17 protein-coding genes are annotated in these 20,217 nt (G+C 70.8%); 4 read left to right on the forward strand and 13 right to left on the reverse strand.

Annotation, left to right across the window (positions count from 1 at the left end; all coding sequences use genetic code 11):
- Positions 1-17 precede the first annotated feature (17 nt).
- The 9 genes from yicI to HW566_RS05575 form a co-directional block, all read right to left on the reverse strand.
- The gene (gene yicI / locus HW566_RS05535; protein WP_178011096.1) at positions 18-2,249 is read right to left on the reverse strand and encodes an alpha-xylosidase; all 2,232 of its coding nucleotides are present in this window, start codon (positions 2,247-2,249) and stop codon (positions 18-20) included.
- Positions 2,246-4,678, reverse strand: a complete 2,433-nt coding sequence (locus tag HW566_RS05540) for a glycosyl hydrolase family 95 catalytic domain-containing protein (protein ID WP_178011098.1) — start codon at positions 4,676-4,678, stop codon at positions 2,246-2,248. The genes yicI and HW566_RS05540 overlap by 4 nt, the downstream gene beginning before the upstream one ends.
- A 3-nt stretch (positions 4,679-4,681) precedes the next feature.
- The gene (locus HW566_RS05545; protein WP_178011100.1) at positions 4,682-5,617 is read right to left on the reverse strand and encodes a carbohydrate ABC transporter permease; all 936 of its coding nucleotides are present in this window, start codon (positions 5,615-5,617) and stop codon (positions 4,682-4,684) included.
- On the reverse strand, positions 5,614-6,555 hold the full coding sequence (locus tag HW566_RS05550) for a carbohydrate ABC transporter permease (RefSeq protein WP_178011102.1): 942 nt from the start codon (positions 6,553-6,555) through the stop codon (positions 5,614-5,616). Before HW566_RS05550 ends, HW566_RS05545 begins: the two co-directional genes overlap by 4 nt.
- The gene (locus HW566_RS05555) at positions 6,552-7,859 is read right to left on the reverse strand and encodes an ABC transporter substrate-binding protein (RefSeq protein ID WP_178011104.1); all 1,308 of its coding nucleotides are present in this window, start codon (positions 7,857-7,859) and stop codon (positions 6,552-6,554) included. The genes HW566_RS05550 and HW566_RS05555 overlap by 4 nt, the downstream gene beginning before the upstream one ends.
- 18 nt (positions 7,860-7,877) lie before the next feature.
- Positions 7,878-9,947, reverse strand: coding sequence for a beta-galactosidase (locus HW566_RS05560; protein ID WP_178011106.1), 2,070 nt, complete (start codon positions 9,945-9,947; stop codon positions 7,878-7,880).
- A 26-nt stretch (positions 9,948-9,973) separates the two neighbouring features.
- Positions 9,974-11,026 (reverse strand): LacI family DNA-binding transcriptional regulator, encoded by a 1,053-nt coding sequence (locus tag HW566_RS05565; RefSeq protein WP_178011108.1) that lies wholly within the window; start codon positions 11,024-11,026, stop codon positions 9,974-9,976.
- Between the two features lie 289 nt (positions 11,027-11,315).
- Complete coding sequence (locus HW566_RS05570) at positions 11,316-11,609, reverse strand: GNAT family N-acetyltransferase (protein ID WP_178011110.1); 294 nt, start codon at positions 11,607-11,609, stop codon at positions 11,316-11,318.
- On the reverse strand, positions 11,606-12,172 hold the full coding sequence (locus HW566_RS05575; RefSeq protein ID WP_256728882.1) for a toxin: 567 nt from the start codon (positions 12,170-12,172) through the stop codon (positions 11,606-11,608). Before HW566_RS05575 ends, HW566_RS05570 begins: the two co-directional genes overlap by 4 nt.
- 382 nt (positions 12,173-12,554) lie before the next feature.
- Here HW566_RS05575 and HW566_RS05580 point away from each other — a divergent pair, with 382 nt between their 5' ends.
- The 4 genes from HW566_RS05580 to HW566_RS05595 all read left to right on the forward strand — a co-directional run bounded on the left by HW566_RS05580 (position 12,555) and on the right by HW566_RS05595 (position 16,214).
- Positions 12,555-13,250 carry a winged helix-turn-helix domain-containing protein gene (locus tag HW566_RS05580; protein WP_178011114.1) on the forward strand — a complete coding sequence of 232 codons (696 nt, stop codon included), beginning with the start codon at positions 12,555-12,557 and terminating at the stop codon, positions 13,248-13,250.
- 49 nt (positions 13,251-13,299) lie between these two features.
- On the forward strand, positions 13,300-14,283 hold the full coding sequence (locus tag HW566_RS05585) for a DNA-3-methyladenine glycosylase family protein (RefSeq protein WP_178011116.1): 984 nt from the start codon (positions 13,300-13,302) through the stop codon (positions 14,281-14,283).
- 39 nt (positions 14,284-14,322) lie between these two features.
- The gene (locus tag HW566_RS05590) at positions 14,323-14,541 is read left to right on the forward strand and encodes a hypothetical protein (protein ID WP_178011118.1); all 219 of its coding nucleotides are present in this window, start codon (positions 14,323-14,325) and stop codon (positions 14,539-14,541) included.
- Between the two features lie 65 nt (positions 14,542-14,606).
- Positions 14,607-16,214, forward strand: coding sequence for a cellulase family glycosylhydrolase (locus HW566_RS05595; RefSeq protein ID WP_178011120.1), 1,608 nt, complete (start codon positions 14,607-14,609; stop codon positions 16,212-16,214).
- Positions 16,215-16,337: 123 nt separating this feature from the next.
- On the opposite strand, the gene HW566_RS05600 is transcribed toward HW566_RS05595, so the two are convergent.
- From HW566_RS05600 to HW566_RS05615, 4 genes are read right to left on the reverse strand one after another with little or no spacing between them, the layout of a single operon-like run.
- The gene (locus HW566_RS05600; RefSeq protein WP_178011122.1) at positions 16,338-17,096 is read right to left on the reverse strand and encodes an iron ABC transporter ATP-binding protein; all 759 of its coding nucleotides are present in this window, start codon (positions 17,094-17,096) and stop codon (positions 16,338-16,340) included.
- Positions 17,093-18,112: an iron chelate uptake ABC transporter family permease subunit gene (locus tag HW566_RS05605; RefSeq protein WP_178011124.1), complete on the reverse strand. Its 1,020-nt coding sequence runs from the start codon at positions 18,110-18,112 to the stop codon at positions 17,093-17,095. Before HW566_RS05605 ends, HW566_RS05600 begins: the two co-directional genes overlap by 4 nt.
- Positions 18,105-19,076, reverse strand: coding sequence for an ABC transporter permease (locus tag HW566_RS05610; protein ID WP_178011126.1), 972 nt, complete (start codon positions 19,074-19,076; stop codon positions 18,105-18,107). Before HW566_RS05610 ends, HW566_RS05605 begins: the two co-directional genes overlap by 8 nt.
- Positions 19,077-19,124: 48 nt before the next feature.
- A complete protein-coding gene (locus HW566_RS05615; protein ID WP_178011128.1) occupies positions 19,125-20,105 on the reverse strand; it encodes a siderophore ABC transporter substrate-binding protein in 981 nt (326 codons plus the stop codon).
- Between the last annotated feature and the right edge of the window lie 112 nt (positions 20,106-20,217).

A 20,217-nucleotide genomic window follows, 5' to 3' on the forward strand; every position in this document is an offset into this window, starting at 1 on the left:
GTGCCCAGCCCGCGGGATCACTCCGTGACACTGGCCCGATCGACCTCGAAGCTCTCGCTGCGCCCGTCGGGTGCCGTCACCCTGACCCGTGCCGTTCCCTCACCGCCCGCGAAGACCCGCAGCGACAGGCCATCGAGGTAGTCGTAGTCGGGACGGTCCTCCCGCGCCCCCCAGGGCAGCACGGCACCCGGGCGGACGTACAACGGCAGGCTCATCACGTCGTGGCGCTCGCGACGCCATCGGCCACCGGGCACGCGCTCCCCCGTGAGGAGGTGCGTCCAGACGCCGTCCGGCAGATACAGATCGACCTCGCCGTCCGCCGCGAACACCGGCGCGACCAGCAGGTCCGCTCCCAGCATGTACTGCCGGTCCAGGTACGCCGTCGCGGGGTCGTCCGGGAACTCCAGGGCCATCGGTCGCATCACCGGCACACCGGTGGACGCCGCCTCGAGCCCCGCCGCGTACAGATAGGGCATGAGGCGCATCTTCAGCGAGGTGAACCGCCGGGTCACCTCGACCGCCTCCTCGTCGAACATCCACGGCACGCGATAGGACTGCGAGCCGTGGAAGCGGCTGTGACTCGACAACAGCCCGAACGCCGTCCAGCGCTTGTACACCCCGGCATCCGGCGTGCCCTCGAACCCGCCGATGTCGTGACTCCAGTGGGCGAAGCCGCTCATCGCGAGCGACAGCCCGCCGCGCAGCGTCTCGGCCATCGACGCGTAGGTCGACGTCGAGTCACCGCCCCAGTGCACCGGCATCGTCTGCCCGCCCGCGGTCGCCGAGCGGGCGAAAAGGACGGCCTCGCCCGCTCCTCGTTCCTCGACGAGGACATCGTGCACGGCCCGGTTGTACAGCTGCGCATACAGGTTGTGCATGCGCTCGGGGTCGGTGCCGTCGGCCCAGACCACGTCGACGGGGATGCGCTCGCCGAAGTCGGTCTTGAAGCAGTCGACGCCCTGAGCGACGAGGCTGCGGAGCTTGGACTGGTACCACGTCACGGCGTCCGGGTTCGTGAAGTCGACCAGGGCCATGCCCGCCTGCCACATGTCCCACTGCCACACCGTTCCGTCCGCGCGCCGCACGAGATGGCCGGCGCGGCGGGCCTCCTCGAACAGCGGGGAGCGCTGCCCGATGTAGGGGTTCAGCCACACGCTGACGCGGACGTCGCGGTCGTGCAGACGCTGCAGCATCCCGTCCGGGTCGGGGAAGACCCGGGGGTCCCACTCGAAGTCGCACCAGTTGAACTCGCGCATCCAGAAGCAGTCGAAGTGGAACACCGAGATCGGCAGCGCGCGCGCGGCCATCTGATCGAGGAAGCGCGTGACGGTCGCCTCGTCGTAGTCGGTGGTGAACGACGTCGAGAGCCAGAGCCCGTACGACCAGGCCGGCACGACAGGGGGCCTGCCCGTGAGCGCCGTGTAGCGCGCGAGAACGTCCTTCGGAGTGGGCCCGTCGAAGACGAAATACTCGAGGACCTCGCCGGAGACGGCGAACTCCACGCGCTCCACCGCTTCGGAGCCGACCTCGAACGACACCCGACCGGGGTCGTTCACGAGCACCCCGTAACCGCGACTCGAGACGTAGAACGGGACGTTCTTGTACGCCTGCTCGCTGGCGGTGCCGCCGTCGGCGTTCCAGATGTCGATCGTCTGACCGTTCTTGACCAGCGGGCCGAACCGCTCCCCCAATCCGTAGACGAGCTCCCCGACCGCGAGGTCGAGCTGCTCGTGCACGAAGGTGCGCTCGCGCGGTGCGTCCTTGCGGCCCGGCAGGTCGACGGGTCCGCGGTCGATCGGGGCGTCCGCGTCGACGCGGGCGTAGCCCTGCGCCTTGCGACCGCTGCCGGTGAGGCGACGCCCGGCGGAGCGGAACTCCAGCGACCACGGGTCGCCGCGGCGGACGACGGCGGCGAGGCTCCCGGTGCGCACGACGCCGCCGTCGTCGGTGACCTCGACCCGCCCGGCGCCGCCGACGGCACCCGGCAGCTCGAAGCCGGTCGGGGCGACGCCGCCGGTGTGATGGGCGATGCGCACCCGGACGACGCCGTCGAGAGGGGACGAGAGGGTGACCGTCAGGACAGGGCGGTTGAGCGTGTCGCCGCGCCCCTCGATGATCTTCGTCGGCGCCGTCACCATCAGCCCCGGCCCGTCGACCGTGTCGGCGGTCTCCCAGATGTCGTGGGCCTCGTGGCCGTACAGCGCGGTGACGCCGGGGCGCAGGCCCCAGAATCCGTCGGTCAACTTCACGTGGTGCTCCTGTCGGGGGTGGGAAAGTCGGGATCAGGACCGGCCGCGGGCGGCGCGACGGTGAGGCCCGCGCCGGTCAGGACGGTGTCGGCATCCGCGTCGACGTCGACGTCGACGCCGTGCTCGCCCGTGCTCACGCGGTATCTGCCCGCCTGAGCGGCCGAGCGGGCACGCAGGCGCACCCGCTCGAGCCGGCCGCCGGCCCAGTCGAGGTCGAGCAGGACACCGGGACGCGCGACCGCGCCGCGCAGCCGTCCCGTCTCGAGGACGGCCGGTACCGCCGACAGCAGGTCGATGCGGCCGGGACGATGGCTCTGAACGAGGCACTCGAGCACGGCGCCGACCAGACCCAGGTTCCCATCGATCTGGAAGGGCGGGTGCGCCGCGAAGAGGTTCGGGTACAGACCGCCGCGATGCTCCGAGGCCGCGCCCGCGCGCGGGCCCGAGGCGACCGGACGCAGGGCGAGCGCGAGCAGCCGCTCCACGCCGGCGGCGTCGCGCAGGCGCGCGCGGAGAGCGATCTTCCAAGCGAGCGACCATCCCGTCGAGTCGTCCCCCCGACGATCGAGGCTGGCCCGGACGGCCGCCTGCTCGTCCGCGTCGCCGACACGGTCTCCCGGGAACCAGGGGAAAAGGTGCGAGAGGTGACGGTGGCGCGGATCCTCCTCGTCCGGCTCGCCCTGCCATTCGGCGATCGTGCCGTCCCGAGCGATCCGGGGACCGGGGATGCGTCCACGCGCGGCGCGCGCCTCGTCGGCCAGACCGGGATCGGATGCGGCGCGCGCCTCGTCGGCCAGACCGGGATCGGATGCGCCGAGCACCGTGGCGGCGATCTCGAGCACGTCGCCGACGAGCGCGCGATCGAGCGCCGACGAGCGGGTCAGCGATGCCGGCCCGTGTGCGGTCAGGAATCGGTGCTCGGGTGACGTAGACGGCGAGGTCGCGAGCGCGCCGTCGCCGTCGGCCACGAGGACGTCGAGCAGGAACCGTGCGCAGCCGGCGACGATCGGGCGGTAGCGTTCGAGCGTCCGCGGCGACATGGCGCCGTGTCTGCGGTGCTCGTCGAACTGTCGCACGAGCCATGCCCCGCCCAGCGGCCACTGCGACCAGGAGGCATCCCCCCGGGTCGGGAGCGAGTACCCCCAGATGTCGGTGTTGTGATGGGCGACCCAGCCGCGGGCCCCGTACAGACGCGCGGCCGTGTCGGTTCCGTGCCGCGCGAGCGCCTCCAGCAGCTCGAGCAGAGCGAGGTGGGCGGCGGAGCCGCCGGACGCCTCGGCACCCCAATAGTTCATCGGGGTGTTGATGTTGAGCGTGAAGGCCGATGACCACGGCGGCTGCAGCTCGGCGTTCCAGATGCCCTGCAGGTTCGCCGGCGCGCCCCCCGCGCGGCTGGACGCGCGCAGCAGGTGGTGACCGTACTCGACGACGATGCCGAGCAGCGCCTCCGTCGGCATCGCAGCGACATCCGCTCCCGCCCCGAGAGGATCGACGGCCTCTCGGCCGCGCAGCGACGGGGCAGGACGGCCGAGCTCGAACCGGAAGCCCGACGCCGCGCGGTGGCGCGCCCGGTGTTCCGCGACGAGGCCCTCGGCGTCGGCCGCGTCGGCGAGGAGCGCCGCGGCCCGACGGCGCGCCCGGGCCGTTCCTCCGGGCTCCTCCCCGAGACCGGACACGGTGGATTCGATCGCCACGAGCACCTCGAGCCGGGTCGCGCCCCGCACCATCACGGCCTCGCCGTCGGCCTCGGCCGAGCCGTCGTGCCGCAGGAGCCACGCCACGACGATCCCCCCGGGGTGGATGCCGGGCAGATCCCAGCTGATCGCGGCGTCGCCGGGCTCATGCGCCGGGGCCACGTCGGCGGGCAGATCGAGCACCCACTCCCGCCTCTCCGCCATCGGGGCGCGTTCGTCCCGCACCCGCAGCGGTGTCGCGAAGCGAACCGAGATGTCGACGGGGCGCGCCGAGCGCACCGCGTGCACGAGCAGGTCCGGCTCGCTGGGGCAGGCCGTCACCGCCGCCAGCCCCGCCGCCGTCGCGGTATGCACGCCGTCGCGCAGGTCGAGCGACCGGCGCACCGCACCGGCCCCGGCATCCGCACCGGCGTCGCCCGCGGCGAGGACGATCTCACCCACGGGCAGGAACGCCTGTGCGTACCGGTGCTGGAGCACGCGCAATTCGGCTTCGGCGCCGATCGGGTCGGAGCGGTCGAGCTTCGCGCGTGCTGCCGCGAGCGCCGACGCGGCGGCGGCCGGATCCACGGCGTCGCGCCTGGCGCTGGCCGGGGAACCCGACCACGCGGACGCCTCGTTCAGGCCGATCCGGGTCTCTGCGGGAGCGACCCCGACCATCGCCCCGATGCGGCCGTTGCCGAGCGGCAGCCGTTCGAGCCAGGTGCCGGTCGGCGTCGTGAAGGTGAGCGTCGACACCGATCAGAACCGCACGCCGCCGGCCGCCAGGCCCGATCGCCAGTACCGCTGCAGTGAGACGAAGACGACGATGATCGGGAGGATAGACAGCAGCGATCCGATGATCACGAGCGACTGCAGCCCCGGCACGGTGATGGCAGCCTGACTCCATCCCGACAGGCCCACGGTCACCGGCTGCAGCCGCGCGTCGCTGAGGACGAGCAGCGGAAGCATGAAGTTGTTCCAGCTCCCGATGAACGCGAACAGCAGGATCGTCACCGCTCCCGGACTCAGCAGCTTCAGCGCGATCGACCAGAAGGCGCGCCATTCGCTCGCGCCGTCCAGCCGCGCCGCTTCGAGCAGCTCCATCGGGACGCTCGTCTGGGAATACACGAACCCCAGCATGACGCCGAAGGGGTACACGAGGCTGGGCAGCAGCACGCCGAGCATCGTGTTGTTCAGCCCCATCTCGACCAGCAGCACGTACGTGGGCTGAGCCAGAACCGTCTGCGGTACCAGCATGCTCCCCAGGGCAGCCGCCAGGATCACCGTGCGGCCGCGGAAGCGGTACATCGCCAGCGCATAGCCCGAGATGACGCTGATGAAGGTCATCAGCACGCTGCCGAGCCCGGAGTAGATGAGCGAGTTGAACATCCAGCGCCAGAAGATCCCGTCGGCCTGCTCGCTCAGACGCACGAGGTTCTCGACGAACTGGAAGTCGGCGAACAGGAAGCCCGGCGTCGAGAAGAGATCGCCCGTGGACTTCGTCGAGGCGACGACGAGCCAGTAGACCGGGACGAGGAAGTACAGCGCCACGGCGACGAGGAAGACCCCCGCGAGGATCCGCGCGGTGCGGCTGGGCCGCTCACCCTCGGCATGCACCTGCGGGCGACGGGCGCGGCGCGGCGGATCGGGGGTGACGGGGTCGGTGACGACGGGGAGGACGGCCGGGGCGGTCATGCGCCCGCTCCCTTCTTCCGGTTCTGGAACCGGGACAGGACGATCGAGAGGATGAAGGTGGCGATGCCCAGGATGATGGCCATGGCCGACCCGAGGTTGATGTTGCCGCCGAGGGTCGTGGCCTGGAAGATCGCCATATTCGGGGTGTAGTCGCCGGTGACGTTCGAGGTGATCGACCGCATCGTCATCGGCTCGTTGAACAGCTGCAGCGTCCCGATCACCGAGAACAGCGTCGTCAGGACCACGGCCGGCAGCACCATCGGCAGTTTGATCTGCAGTGCCGTGCGCAGCTCGCCTGCGCCGTCGATCCGTGCCGCCTCGTACATGTCGCGCGGAACGGTCTGCAGCGCCGCGAAGATGATGATCATGTTGACGCCCGTGACGGTCCACACCGACACGTTCGCGATCGACCACAGCACCGTCCCCGGAGCGAGGAAGTCGACCGGGATGCCGAGACCGCGCAGGCCCTCCACGATGGGACTGACGCGCGGCTGGTAGAGGAAACCCCACACGAGCGCCGCGACGACCGAGGGAACCGCGTACGGGAGGAAGACGCTCAGCTGGAAGAAGCGCTTGGCGCGCACGACCGCCGAGTCGAACAGCAGCGCGAGGGTGATCGCGAGCACCATCATGACCGGCACCTGGACGGCCCCGAACAGGAGCACGCGACCGAAGCTGGCCAGGTATCCGGCGTCGCCGAACGCGCGCAGGTAGTTCTCGAGGCCGACGAAGGCCAGCTCGTTGGCACCGCCGAAGCCCAGACCGCCGCGCTGCACGGCGAAGAAGCTCATCCAGATCGCGGTGAGGATCGGCAGGATCAGGAAGACGATGAACAGCGCGATGAACGGGAGCAGGAACAGATACGGCGCCAGGCGCACGCCCGCGCCGCCGCGGGAGCGGCGACGGGGCGTGCCCGGGCGGGCGACGGTGGCGCTCATGAGACGACGTCGAGTCCCATCGCCGTCAGCTCGTCGACCGTTAGCTGCTGCACCTGATCGAGGGCCTCGGCGAAGGTGATCTGACGGTTCGCCACACGACCGAAGGCGTCCTTCAGGGCGTTGGTGGTGAGGTCGTGGGTGGGACCGGCGGTCCAGGTGCCCGGGACGCGCTCGGCCGCCTCCGCGAACACCTCGTTGATGACCTGACCGCCGAAGAACTCGCTCGGCTGCAGCAACGACGCGTTGGTGAGACCGGTCGTGGCCGAGGGGAAGACGCCGCCGGTGATGAGGTGCTCCACGCCGCCGTCGCTGGCGTTGAGCCAGGAGATGAACTCGACCGCCTCGGCCGGGTGGTCGGAGTTGGCGGTCACGACGTTCACGCTGCCGCCGGACTCACCGGCGCTGGCCGTGTCGCCGAACGTCGGGGTGGGCGCCGTCTGCCACAGACCCGCCGTCGAGGCGGCGCTCTCTTCGAGCAGCACCGGGAACCAGGCCGCGTAGTTGATCGTCGCGATCGTGCCGGCGTTGACCTCGGCCCAGTACTCCGGCGTCCACATCTCGACGACCTTGACCAGGTCCTCGTCGAGAAGGGTCTGCCACAGCTCGGCGACCTCCTGGCTCGCTTCGTCGGCGACCGTGACCTGCCACGCGTCGTCCTGGATCTGGAAGAAGCTGCCGCCGTTCTGCCACACGGTCTCGATCCACAGCCCCGCCTCGTTCGGCGAGAACTGCGCGAGGTAGATCTCCGGGGCGGCGGCCTTGAGCGCGCGCCCGGCCTCGAGGTACTCGTCCCACGTCGTGGGGACGGCGATGCCGTGCTGCTCGAAGATGTCGGCGCGGTACAGCAGCCCGGTCGGGCCGGAGTCCTGCGGGATCGCATAGACGCTGTCGCCGAAGGTGACGGTTCCCCACGAGCTCTCGGTGAACTCGCCCTCGAGGTCGCCCGCCCACTCGGTGATGTCGGTCAGGCGGTTGTTGATGATGTGGCCCGGCAGCGAGTGGCTCGACATCTGCACGACGTCGGGCGCGGTGCCTGCGTCGATGGCGGCGGGGATCTTGTCGCCGTCGTCGCCGGTCATCCGGAAGAAGTCGACCTGGATGTCGGGATTGGCGCCGTTCCACTCCGCGACGGCGTCCTCGAGCCCCGGGACCCAGCCCCAGAACTGCAGGGTCACCGGACCGTCGGCGGTGCTGCCGCCGCCGTCGCCGGCCGTGCAGCCGGCGAGGGCGAGGGCTGCCGCCGTGCCGGCGGCGAGCGCGGCGATCGTGCGCGGAGCGCGCGTGGTGCGTCGGATGTGTGCCATCGTCGGCACTCCTTCCTGTCAGCGGCCGTCGTCGGCCGCGGGTTCGATGTCGGATTCGGTTCGGTGTTCTCGGATGATGCAGAGCCCGCCCGCGGCGACGGCGATCTCGCCGTCCACCTCGACGGCGGTGAGCAGGTCGACGCCCCGGGTGGGGACGACGCGCTCCTCGTCGGTGTGGTTCAGGATCCAGAGGTAGGTGTGGGTGCCGGCACGGCGCCTGACGATCTCGAGACCGTCGCCGGCGACGGCCGCCGTCGGAGCGACCCCGGCCTCGCGGAGGATGCGCCCCAGGTGGTCGCGGAGCGAGGCGTCATCCAGACGGGTCGAGATGTAGTGCACGACGCCGTCGTCCACACGGCGGCGCGTGATCGCGGGCGACCCGGCGGACAGCACCGCGTGCGCATCGGCGGTGTAGGCGGCGACGACCTCGGCGTCCACCGCCTGCAGCACCTCGCTCCACGCCTCGCCCCGCGAGCCGTCGTCGAGGGTGATGGTCCGCCCCGCGTGCATCGGCACGTGCTCCTCGACGCGGATGCCGGCGAGCCCGGCGAAGGCGGCGGCGAACGAGCCGGTACGCACCCGCAGGTGCTCGTCGGTGGTGCCGGCCAGGTACCACAGCACCAGATGCCCACCGGCACGGGCGAACCGCGCGAAACGATCGGCCTGGGCATCCGAGACCGGGATGAGGCTGGGCACGAGCACGACGTCGTACCGGGCCAGATCCCCGTCGGGTGAGATGAGGTCGACCGCATGCCCCGACCGCCACAGGGCCTCGTGCACCGCGGTGACGGCCGCGAGGAACCCGGTGTCGTCCGACGGCAGGGCGCGCGTCTCGCTCGCCCACCAGGCATCCGCACTCCAGACGATCGCGATGCGCGCATCGACGACCCTCCCCGCGTGCGGGGCGAGGGCGAGCTCGGCGAGGCCGGCCAGCTCGGCGCCGAGGGCGGAGATCTCTCGGAACCCGCGCGAGTCCGCGCCGACGTGCGGCACCATCGCCGAGTGGAAGAACTCGGCGCCCACCCGCGGTGCCCGCCACTGGAAGAACAGCGAGCCGAACGAGCCCCGAGCCAGGTACTGGTGCGTGTTGCGCCGCATCCGACCCGGCTCCTTCGGCACGAAACGCCCCGCCGCATAGTCGTAGGTGAGGCTCGTCGCCTGTTCCATGAGCAGCCAGGGACGACCGCCGGCGTAGGAGCGTGCCAGGTCCGCGCCGAAGGCGACCTGCGCCTCGCCCCGCGGTCCGATGTCGCTCGGATAGTGATCGATCGAGACCACGTCGACCTCGGCCGCGAATGCCCACCCGTCGTAGTTGTTCCAGGTCGGGAGGATGAAGTTGGTCGTCAGCGGCACCGACGGGGTGATCTCCCGCAGGATGCGCGCCTGGTCGCGGAAGCAATTCAGCAGGATGTCGGCACTGAACCGCCGGAAGTCCAGCAGGTGCGACGGATTGGGGAGGTACTGCGTGCGCTGCGGTGCGTGGATGTCGTCCCATTCGCCGTACCCCTGCGACCAGAAGGCGGTGTTCCACGTCGAGTTCACCGTGTCGAGGTCTCCGTAACGCTCTCGCAGCCACCGGCGGAAGGCGCGGTCGGTCTCGGGGCCGTGCGAGACGGTGCCGTACTCGTTGTGGACGTGCCACAGAGCCAGCGCCGGGTGATGGCCGTAGCGCTCGGCGAGCACGCGGGTGATGCGCTCCGCCGCGGCCCGGTAGGCCGGCGCGGCGGGGTTGTAGGTGTCGCGGCTGCCGTGGAGCAGGCGCACCCCGTCGGCGGTGACCGGCAGCGCCTCGGGGTGCAGCCGCGAGAACCATGGCGGCGGCGAGGCGGTGGGCGTGGCCAGGATGACCCGCACGCCCGCGGCGTGCAGGCGGTCCATGGCCTCGTCGAGCCACGCGAAACGGTACTCACCGGGCCGCGGCTCGATCGACGACCACGCGAACACGCCGACGGTGGCGGTGTCGACGCGGGCGCGGTGCATGAGCTCGATGTCCTCGGCTCGGGTCGCCGTGTCCCACTGCTCCGGGTTGTAGTCGCCGCCGAACCAGATCCCGTCGACGTCCAGTCGAAGCGTTTCGATGCGGCTCATGGGTCAGCGTCCTTCGGCGGTGTCGATCAGGCGGTCGGGCGGATCGCCGCGAAGGCGGGAGGGGCCGCGGCAGCGGGCGGGGCGATCGAGCCGCGGTCGACGAAGAGAGGGTCGATGAGACGGATGCCGGGGGCGACGTTCTCGCCGGCGGCCCGTCGCGCCGCGAGCTCGACCGCCAGATCGCATGAGTCCTGCGGCACCAGCGGGATCGCGGTGAGGGGGACCGGCAACGAACCGGTGTCGTGGGTCGACGCCAGCGAGAGCAGCGAGAGATCGGCCGGGATCCGCAGACCCCTCCGCTCGGCCTCGGCGAGCACGCTGAGATGGGCCTCTTCGTTGCCCTGCACGAGGATGCCGGTCGCTCCGGCGTCGATCAGATCACCGGCGGCTCGGCGGAAGCGCTCGGCCGCGGCCCCCGGTCCGTCGGGGATCCTCATACGTGCCTGGATGCCGCGCTCGGCGGTGTGCGCGACGAAGGCGTCGCGCACACGTGGCGGGAAGTTCGACAGCTCGTAGGCCTCGGGGGTGTGCCCGAGCAGTCCGATGCTGGTGTGCCCGGCCTCGACGAGAGCGTCCACGCCGCGACGGGTGGCCGCCACGAAGTCGAGGTCGACGCAGATGAGGCCCTCGGCGTCGGAAGGCACCCCGATGAACACGGTGGGGGTGCGGATGGCGCGTGAGAGACCGACGCGCTCGTCGTCGGGGGCCACGTCGAGCACGAGGATCGCGTCGACCAATCCGCTGTCGGCGACCCGGCGCATGCCCGCCGACGCCTCGGCCTCGGTCAGCAGCAGGATGTCGTACTCCTTGCGTCGTGCCGCGATCGAGGTGGCGAGGACGAAGGCCATGTGCGTGGGCGCGTGCGTGTCGTCGCGCAGGGGCTCCGTCAGGGCGAAGATCTGCGTACGCCGTTCGGCCAGCATCCGGGCGCGGGCGTTGGGACTGTAGCCGAGGTCGGCGACGGCCCGTTCGACACGCTGCCGGGTCTCGATCGAGACCGGGCGCTTACCGCTGAGGGCGTACGACACCGTGCTGATCGAGACACCCGCGGCGCGGGCCACCTCATCGATCTTCACCATGTTGACTCCATCGTCCGGCCGCACTCGCAGCCGATGTCGGCGCTGCGCGAGGCGCTTCGTCGAAACGCTTCGACATGAAGTCGAAACGCTTCGACATGAAGATAACCCTCGATCACCACCCGCGCAAGCCTTTTCGCGCAACAGCCAACAAACCACCCCGCGGAGCCCGCCCCGCCGTCGGCCCCGGGAGGAGTCGCGTGCGCCGGGATCGTCCAGCGGGTTCCCGGCGTAGGCGCCGCCTCGGTGCGCCCCGGTGCGCCCCGGTGCGCGGAACGCGAACCGGGGTCGGTCAGTTGCGGGGCTGGAGCAGGCCGGCCCGTTCCGGGTGGGCCTCGAACCAATCGGCGACGTACCAGCACACCGGGCTGATCGCGCGGTCGCCGAGAGCCTCGATGTCGGCGACTGCGCGCTCGACGATCGCCGCAGCGTAGCCGTGGCCGCGGAATGTCGGGATCGTGTACGCCCGGGTGAGGGCCACGGTGCGACCGTCGTCGCGGTAGTCGAGGACGCTGACGAGGTCGCCACCGCGGTGCAGCGTGTAGCGCGAGGCATCCTTCTCGTCGGTGAAGGTCAGATCGCTCATGACCCCACGGTACGCCCGCGCGCCGGCAGCGAGGCGAGCCACTCCTCGACCTCGGCGCGCCCACGCAGGCGCACGATCTCCTCCCCCGCGGCGATGCGGGCGAGCATGCGGCTGCGCGTGACGGGGTGGTTGGTCCACGCCCAGAGCACGATGTTCCGCTCCGGGTCGCGTCGGAGCAGGTTCCCCAGGCGCTCGCGATTGCCGTGCCAGAGCTCCTCCCGCAGGATGCCGCGCCGCAGCGTGCGCGCGATGATCTGCCGCATGACTCGTCGCCGAGGCAGATCCAGCCAGACCACCGCGTCGGCTCCCCCGGGGGATCCGGGATCGAGCATCTCGCCCAGGCGAGAGGTCCAGTTGCCGTCCGCCACCCACCCGTCCGGGTGCGTGGCGACGAACTCCCGGACGATCCTGCGCGCATCGGCGAGATCGCGCATCCGCCATCCGGCATCCCAGAAGACGGCGTCCAGATCGAGGCGCGCGAGGCCGGTGCGGGCGGCCACGCGGTCCGCGAGGACGCTCTTGCCGGAGCCCGATGTCCCCACGATCCGGATGCGCGTCGCCACGACTGAGCAATCTGTCACATTCCGTCATGAAGACGCCTCGTCGACTGGTCTGTTTGACACACACGGACACGCATCGTCATAATCGAGCCCATGACTGACTTTGCACGCACTCTGTCCGCCCGGGAGGCGAACGGAACTGCTGACATCATGATGATGTCGCAGCGTGCTGTCATGTGTTGCCGAATGTGCCGCTGACAGGTGAACCCCGCCTGATCCACCGCCGCTTCTGAACGCGGCCGCGGATCCCCGAGCCCGGCGCTCCGGCCCACAACGCCTCCAGCCGTCCGCTCGCTCACCGGCCCCGCTGGGCCCGCACGCAACGCACACCCGAACCCGATCGCCGGCTTCTCGCCCGGGTTCACGTTCCGAGGACGAACCTCTCATGTCGAACACCGCACTCCTGACCCCCGCCGCCCCCGCCCGTCACCTGCGCGCCGTCGAGGACGCTCCGGTCGCGGCCCCCGCACCGAGCACCTCCACCGCGCCCCGCGGCTTCGCCCTGTACGTCGGCATCGACGAGGGCAAGGCCGCCGCCGACGGCGTGTCGCTCTCGACGCTCGTCGAGGCCCTGCGCCGCACCCTCGGCGAGCTCGCACCGCACGCCGAGACCTATGCCACCGTCGCTCTCGCGCCCGCCGGCGCCGGGGGCCGCGACGTCGACGTCGTCCGCCTGGCTCTCCACGAGCCGAGCGCCGTCGCGCGCACCAAGCAGGAGGAGCCTGCCGAGGACCACGTGCCCGGTGGCGTCACCGTCGACATCTCGCGCAAGCGCGTCTTCATCGACGGCGAGTCGGCGGCTTTCACCTTCAAGGAGTTCGAGCTGCTGCAGTACCTCGTGCTGCGCGAGGGGCGTACGATCGAGCGCTCCGAGCTCGTCGAGTCGCTGTGGAACAACGGCGGCGAGGAGGAAGTGCCGGGAGAGCGCACGATCGATGTGCACGTGCGTCGGCTGCGCGCGAAGCTCGGCCGCTACGAGGACATCGTCCGCACCGTCCGCGGCGTGGGCTACCGATTCGATCGGCACGCCGACGTCGTCATCCGCTACGGGCACGGCACGCCCTCGCCCGACCGGTTCTGATCCGCGGCCACGGGCGCCGATGTCGGAGGTCGCGACGTAGGGTGTCGGCATGAGCGCGGTCACGACGGGGCGGATTCCGAGACGCCCGCCGAGGTCGCCGGAACGCGACCCCCGCCCCGACACCGGTCGCCCGATCGAGGCCGAGTACCGTCCCGGCGAGCCGATCGACGCGCTGCGGGCCGTGCGCCACCAGCAACACGGCGCCCACGACCCGACCATGACCTCGTCCGGCGATGTGCTCTGGCGCGTCAGCCGGACCCCGGAGGGCATCGCCACCCTCGCGCTCCGTGCCCGCCGCGACCGGGTGCTCGCAGCGGCGTGGGGCCCGGGCGCACGCTGGGCCCTCGATCAGCTCCCCCGACTGTGCGGATCCGGGGACGATCCCGCCGGGTTCGACGACGCGCGCCACCCGCTCATCGCCGAGATCCATCGCCGCCACCGCGACCTGCGCCTGGGTGCCACCGACCTCGTCTTCGACGATCTCGCGAGCGCGATCTTCGAGCAGAAGGTCACCGGGCTGCAGGCGTTCGGAGCGTGGCGAGCGATCGTGACCTGGTACGGCGAACGCGCCCCCGGTCCCACGCCCAAGCCTCTCTTCGCGCCCCCCGCGCACTGGCAGCTGATCCCGAGCTGGGCCTGGCACCGCGCGGGCCTCGAACCGCCCCAGTCGCGCACGGTGGTCGCATCCGCCCGGCGTCGGGCGTCGATCGAACGTGCCCTCGCCGCCGCGAGAGACGGCGATGAGCGCGAGCGCATCCTGACGTCGCTCCCGGGAGTGGGCCCCTGGACCTCCGCCGAGACGCGCATCCGTGCGTTCGGGGATCCGGATGCCGTCAGCGTCGGCGACTACCACCTCAGCCACACCGTCGGCTACGCCCTCACCGGGCACCGGGTCGACGACGACGGCATGCTCGAGCTCCTCGAGCCCTGGCGCGGGCACCGGCAGCGCGTCATCCGGCTGATCTACGCCGGCGGTGTGTTCGAGCCCCGCCGCGGCCCCCGGCTGCATCCCGAGGATCACCGCGACCGCTGAGAGACGGAACCGACAGCCTGGGCCCGTAGGCTGGCCGACATGGCGACACGGGGCTGGCAGCGGGGACACACCTATTGGGCGCTCGGGGCCGTGCTGGTCTTCGCACTGGGCATCCTCTTCGGTCTCGTCATGAACAACGTGTGGCTCGGTCTCGTGTTGGCGGCGGCGATCTCGGTCGGCTGGCTGATCGCGTACGAGTCGCGTCGAGGACGCAACGAGGGCGTGTACGACCGCGACGACGACGGTGCCCAGCTCTGACCGACCCGCGCTCATCCCGGGGACGCCGCAGGGCTAGCATGAGCCGAGGTGGAACGGGGATCTCGATGGGCGGATCGTGGTGGCGCGCGCGGACGCGCTGGGTGGCGGCGTGGGCCGCGCTCGGACTCATCGTCGCGGGAGGCGTGGTCTCGGGTGCGACCCCGGCCGCAGCCGCCCCGGCCATTCCGGGATGGTTGACGACGAAGGGGTCGTCGATCGTGACGTCCTCCGGCGCGACACACACGATCAAGGCCGTGTCGTGGTTCGGGATGGAGACGGCGAACTGCGCGCCGCACGGACTGTGGTCCATCCCCCTCGACGATGGCCTGGCCGACATCGCGTCGATGGGCTTCAACACCATCCGGCTGCCGTTCTCGAACGAGTGCCTCGCGGCGCGCTCGGCGAGCTCTGTCGACGCGCAGGCCAATCCCGGCCTGGTCTCGCTCACGCCGCTGCAGATCATGGACACGGTGATCGCCCGCGCGAAAGCGCACGGACTCTCGGTGATCCTCGACCGGCACCGCCCGGGATCGGATGCGCAGAGCGAGCTCTGGTACACGGCTCGCTACAGCGAGCAGCGCTGGATCGACGACTGGAAGATGCTCGCGACCCGCTACAAGAACGAGCCCGCCGTCATCGGCGTCGATCTCCACAACGAGCCGCATGGACCCGCCTGCTGGAACTGCGGCGACGCCGCGCGCGACTGGCGTGCCGCGGCGACGCGTGCGGGCAACGCCGTGCTCGGGGTCAATCCGAGACTGCTCATCATCGTCGAAGGCGTCGAGCGACAGGGCGATGGGACGGCCACCTGGTGGGGCGGGGGCCTGCGTGACGTGCGAACGGCGCCCGTGCGCCTCTCCGTTGCGAACCGGGTGGTCTATTCGCCGCACGACTACCCCGCGTCGATCTTCACCCAGGCCTGGTTCTCGGCGCCGGACTACCCGGCGAACCTCGAAGGGGTGTGGGACGCCAACTGGGGTTACATCGCGCGCGAGGGCATCGCCCCTGTGCTGCTCGGCGAGTTCGGAACCAAGCTCGAGACCGACCGCGACCGGAAGTGGTTGACGACACTCGTCTCGTACCTGGCGAAGACCGGGATGAGCTACGCCTACTGGTCGTACAACCCCAACAGCGGTGACACGGGCGGTCTCGTCGCCGACGACTGGCGCACCCGGCAGACGGCGAAGCTCGACGTGCTGCGTCCCATCCTGGCGCCGGTCGCGACCCCGAAGCCGTCGGCCACCCCGAAGCCCACCGCGACGCCCAAGCCCACCGCGACCCCGAAGCCCACCGCCACGCCCAAGCCCACCGCGACCCCGAAGCCGTCAGCCACGCCCAAGCCCAAGCCCACCGCCACGTCCAAGCCCACCCCGTCGCAGAAGCCGTCGGCGACCTGGATCCTGCAGAGCTCGTGGGGCGAGGGCTATGTCGCCGAGTTCGAGGTCACCGCAACGAAGGCCGTGACCGACTGGACGGTGTCATGGGATTCGGCGGGCGCGACGTCGGTCACCAACGCGTGGGGCATGGCGTGCAGCCTCAGCGGCTCGACGATCACCTGCACCGGGTCGGGCTGGGCGAGCTCGCTCGCGGCTGGGCAGACGGTGCGCGTCGGGCTCCAGGTGGCCGCTCCGCGCGCCCCGGTCCGGCCGGGCCTCACCGTCACGGCATCCTGAGCCGTCCCGGCTCGAGGGAACCGCTCCACCTGGCACCTCCCGCCCCCTCCACCGCCACGAAGGGGCCACACCTGCCCAGCGAAAACCACCTGCCCAGCGAAACCCACCCGGCGGCACGACGCCTCAGCGGAAGTACACCGCCAGCGGGTACGGCCCGTCGTCGCGGACCGCGATGGGCGTCTCGAAGATCGGCTCGAGGATCTCGGGCCGCATGATCTCGGCGGGGCTCCCCTCGCACGCGACGGTGCCCCCGGTCAGCGCCACGATGCGATCGGCGTAGGCGGCGGCGAAGTTGATGTCGTGGATGACGACGACCACCGTCTTACCCAACTCGTCGGCGGCGCGGCGCAGCTGGCGCATCATCCCGACCGCGTGACGCATATCGAGGTTGTTGAGCGGCTCGTCCAGCAGGATGCAGTCGGTGTCCTGAGCCAGCACCATCGCGACGTACGCCCGTTGCCGCTGTCCGCCCGAGAGTTGGTCGAGGTAGCGGTGCGAGAGCTGGTCGAGGTCGAGGAATCGCAGGGCGTCATCGACGTGGCGGCGATCGGCCGCCGTGAGGCGTCCTCCCGAGTGCGGGAAGCGCCCGAAGCCCACGAGGTCGCGCACGGTGAGCCGGGTGACGAAGTGGTTCTCCTGGCGGAGGATCGACACCACGCGGGCGAGCTCGCGGCTGGGCGTGCTCGCCACGTCGAGACCCCCCACCGTCACGCGGCCCGTCGTCGGCTCGGTCAGCCGCCCCACGATGGTCAGGAGCGTCGACTTCCCGGCCCCGTTGGGCCCCACCAGCGCGGTCACTCCCCCGGCAGGGATGCGAAGGTCGACCGGTCCGAGAACCCGCAGTCCGCCGTAGGTCTTGGTGACATCGGTCAGGGTGATCACAGTGCGCCCTTCCGCAGCAGGTAGACGATGAAGAACAGACCCCCGGCGAACTCGATGATCACGGTGAGCATGCCGGCGGCGTAGAACACGTGACGGAGCACGAAGTACCCTCCGAGCAGGGTCGCCATCCCCAGCAGCGCGGCGAACGGCAGGATCACGGCGTGACGCGACGAGCCCGACAGTTGATACGCGAGGGTCGCGACGATGAAGCCGAAGAAGGTCATGGGCCCCACCAGGGTCGTCGACACCGAGATCAGCACCGCCACGAGGACGAGCAGGACGATCACCTCGCGCTTGTACGCGAGACCGAGGTTCGTGGAGATCTCCCGCCCGAGGGTGAGCACGTCGAGCCGCCGTCGACGCCGCCAGACGCTGACGAGCACGACGGCCACGATGCCCGCCGCCCAGGGCAGGTACTCGGGATTGGAGTTGCTGAGGTTGCCGAACAGCCGCGCCGAGAGCAGATCGAACTCACTCGGGGTCAGCAGGCGCTGCATCACCGTCGACAGCGAACTGAAGCCGACCCCCAGCACGATGCCGATGAGCAGCATGATGTGGAGGTTGCCGCGCTTGCCCGCGAACAGCCACCCGTACAGCAGCGTCGCGAACCCCACCATGAGCGCGCTCTGCAGCGCCACCTTGGCCAAGCCGTCGGTGGCCGCGAGCGCCGCCCCGCCGAAGAAGAAGACCAGCGCGGTCTGCATCACGACGTAGAGGGCGTCGAACCCCATGATCGACGGCGTCAGGATGCGGTTTCCGGTGGCGGTGTGGAAGAGCACGGTCGCCACCGCCTGACAGCAGGCGACGATCGCCACCGTCACCACGGTGGTCACCCGCAGGTCGACGGCGAGCCAGTATCCGCGCTGGCCCGGATCGAGCGGGATGTTCCAGGTCAGCAGCAGGACGGCGGCGGCCACCACGACGACGCCGAGCACCGTGAAGCGCAGCCAGGGGCGCGGCGAGCGCGACACCACGGCGGCGGGTTCCGAGACGCGGGCGGGGACGGCGTCAGACATGCGCACGCTGCCGCAGCAGAAGCACGATGAACACAGCGGCGCCCAGCACACCGAGGATCATCGAGACCGGGATCTCGAACGGCATGCGGATGACGCGCCCCACGATGTCGCACACGACGATGATGGCGACCCCACCCAGGCAGACCCAGGGCAGGTTCGCCCGCAGGTTGTCACCACGCCACATCGACACGAGGTTCGGCACGATCAGACCCAGGAACGGCAGAAAACCGACCACGACGGTCGTCACTCCGGTGGCGACGGCGACGAGCGCCGTGCCCAGGAGCAGCACACGGCCGTAGTTCACCCCGAGGGTGGTCGCGATGTCTTCGCCGAGGCTCGCGGCGGTGAGGCGATCGGCGAAGATCGCGACGAGCACCACGACGATGCCCACCACCCACAGCACCTCGTACCTCCCCCGGACGACCGCGGTGAAACTCCCCATGAACCAGGTGCCGAGCATCTGCAGCGTGTTGGTGCTGACGGCGAGGTACGTCGTGAACGAGGAGACGACCGCGCCGAGCATGATGCCGATCAGCGGCACGATGAGCGAGGTACGCAGCCGGATGCGGCGGAGGATCGCGAGGAAGACCATGGTGCCGACGAAGGCCGCGACGCTGGCGAGCAGCATCCGCACGAACAGCGGGGATTCGGGCAGCAGCAGGACAGCCGCCAGCAGGCCGAGAGCCGACCACTCCGTCGTCCCCGTCGTGGTGGGCTCGACGAATCGGTTCTGCGTCAGCAGCTGCATGACCAGACCCGAGACGGCCATGGCGCACCCGGCGAGGACGAGCGCGACGGTGCGCGGAACGCGGGTGATCCAGATCATCTCGGCGCCGAGCTCACCCTCGGCCAGGTCGTAGACCCCGACGAACAGCGAGCACACGACGAGGGCGGCCACGACGGCGGTCGCGACCGGCAGCGCCAGGCGGCGCCGGGTGCGGGCGGGGGCGATGAGGTCGGTCATGACACGGGGAGCCGCCCCGGCTGGAAGGCCGGGACGGCTCACGATCCGTCAGTTCGCGGCAGCGAAGGCCGTCGCGATGTCGGCGTACAGCTGCGTGTAGGCCTGGATGCCCTCGTCGAGGTAGAAGCTCGGCGCGAGGTAGACGATCTGGCCCTTCTGCACAGCGGGCACGTTCTGCAGCGCCTCCGACCCTTCGATCAGCTCTGCTGCCGAGACGTACCCGTCCTCGCCGAACATCGCGTCGCGATCGAGGACGATCAGCCACTCGGGGTTCGCGGCCGCGATCGCCTCGACGCTGATGTCGTCGCCGTGCGAGGCGTCCTCCGCGCCCCGGTCGATGCCCGGCACCAGCCCCAGCGTCGGGAAGACGGCGCCGACACCGCGACCCTCCCCCGGCGCTGCGAACGAGATCTTGCCGCCGGAGGTCAGCAGCCCCACCACGGTGTCGGTGCCGTTGTACGCGGACTTCGCGTCTTCGACCGCCGCGTCCAGAGCGTCGGCGAGCTCGGCCGCGTCGTCCTCGCGGTCGAAGACCTGGCCGAGGATCTCGACCTGGCGCTTGAGCTCGGCGATCTGCTCCTCGCCGTCGCGCGCACTCGTCTCGATCGTCGCCGGCTGGATCGCCGCGAGGTCGTCGTAGATGTCGCGGAAGCGGTAGCCGCCGACGATCAGGTCGGGCTCGGCCGAGATGACGGCCTCGAGGTCGGGTTCGCGGTGGAGCCCCACATCGAGCACCTCGTCACCTCCCGAGAGGTTCGGCCACAGGTCGTACATGAGCGGCTTCGGCGCGGCGACCAGCTCGATGTCCCAGTCGCTCAGCGTCTGGAAGGTGGTGTTGTCGAGGGCGACGACACGCTCGGGCGCGACGGGGACCTCGATCTCGCCGTGGTTGTCGGTGACCGTCACCGTGGACGGCGCTGCGGCGGTCTCCTCGGCTGCGGGGCTCGCGGCCTGCGCACAGCCGGCGATGCCGAGGGCGGCGACGAGGGCGATCGGGACGAGGACGGAGCGGCGGAATGCATGGGTCACGGGACGTATCTCCTGGTGCGGTGCGTGCGGTGCGGATCGAGAGGCGTCGCTCGATGAGCGATCGGATGCCGGGACCGCCTCAGCCCTCGGCGCGGTATGTAGGTTAGCCTAA

The organism is Microbacterium oleivorans, assembly GCF_013389665.1.
Taxonomy (GTDB): Bacteria; Actinomycetota; Actinomycetes; order Actinomycetales; family Microbacteriaceae; genus Microbacterium; species Microbacterium oleivorans_C.

Coding starts and splice junctions, on each gene's coding strand:
- HW566_RS05560 (WP_178011106.1), bottom strand. CDS start 9,947: ATGAGCCGCATCGAAACGCTTCGACTGGACGTCGACGGGATCTGGTTC.
- HW566_RS05550 (WP_178011102.1), bottom strand. CDS start 6,555: ATGAGCGCCACCGTCGCCCGCCCGGGCACGCCCCGTCGCCGCTCCCGC.
- HW566_RS05605 (WP_178011124.1), bottom strand. CDS start 18,112: ATGTCTGACGCCGTCCCCGCCCGCGTCTCGGAACCCGCCGCCGTGGTG.
- HW566_RS05595 (WP_178011120.1), top strand. CDS start 14,607: ATGGGCGGATCGTGGTGGCGCGCGCGGACGCGCTGGGTGGCGGCGTGG.
- HW566_RS05565 (WP_178011108.1), bottom strand. CDS start 11,026: ATGGTGAAGATCGATGAGGTGGCCCGCGCCGCGGGTGTCTCGATCAGC.
- HW566_RS05555 (WP_178011104.1), bottom strand. CDS start 7,859: ATGGCACACATCCGACGCACCACGCGCGCTCCGCGCACGATCGCCGCG.
- HW566_RS05570 (WP_178011110.1), bottom strand. CDS start 11,609: ATGAGCGATCTGACCTTCACCGACGAGAAGGATGCCTCGCGCTACACG.
- HW566_RS05610 (WP_178011126.1), bottom strand. CDS start 19,076: ATGACCGACCTCATCGCCCCCGCCCGCACCCGGCGCCGCCTGGCGCTG.
- HW566_RS05545 (WP_178011100.1), bottom strand. CDS start 5,617: ATGACCGCCCCGGCCGTCCTCCCCGTCGTCACCGACCCCGTCACCCCC.
- HW566_RS05585 (WP_178011116.1), top strand. CDS start 13,300: ATGAGCGCGGTCACGACGGGGCGGATTCCGAGACGCCCGCCGAGGTCG.
- HW566_RS05580 (WP_178011114.1), top strand. CDS start 12,555: ATGTCGAACACCGCACTCCTGACCCCCGCCGCCCCCGCCCGTCACCTG.
- HW566_RS05590 (WP_178011118.1), top strand. CDS start 14,323: ATGGCGACACGGGGCTGGCAGCGGGGACACACCTATTGGGCGCTCGGG.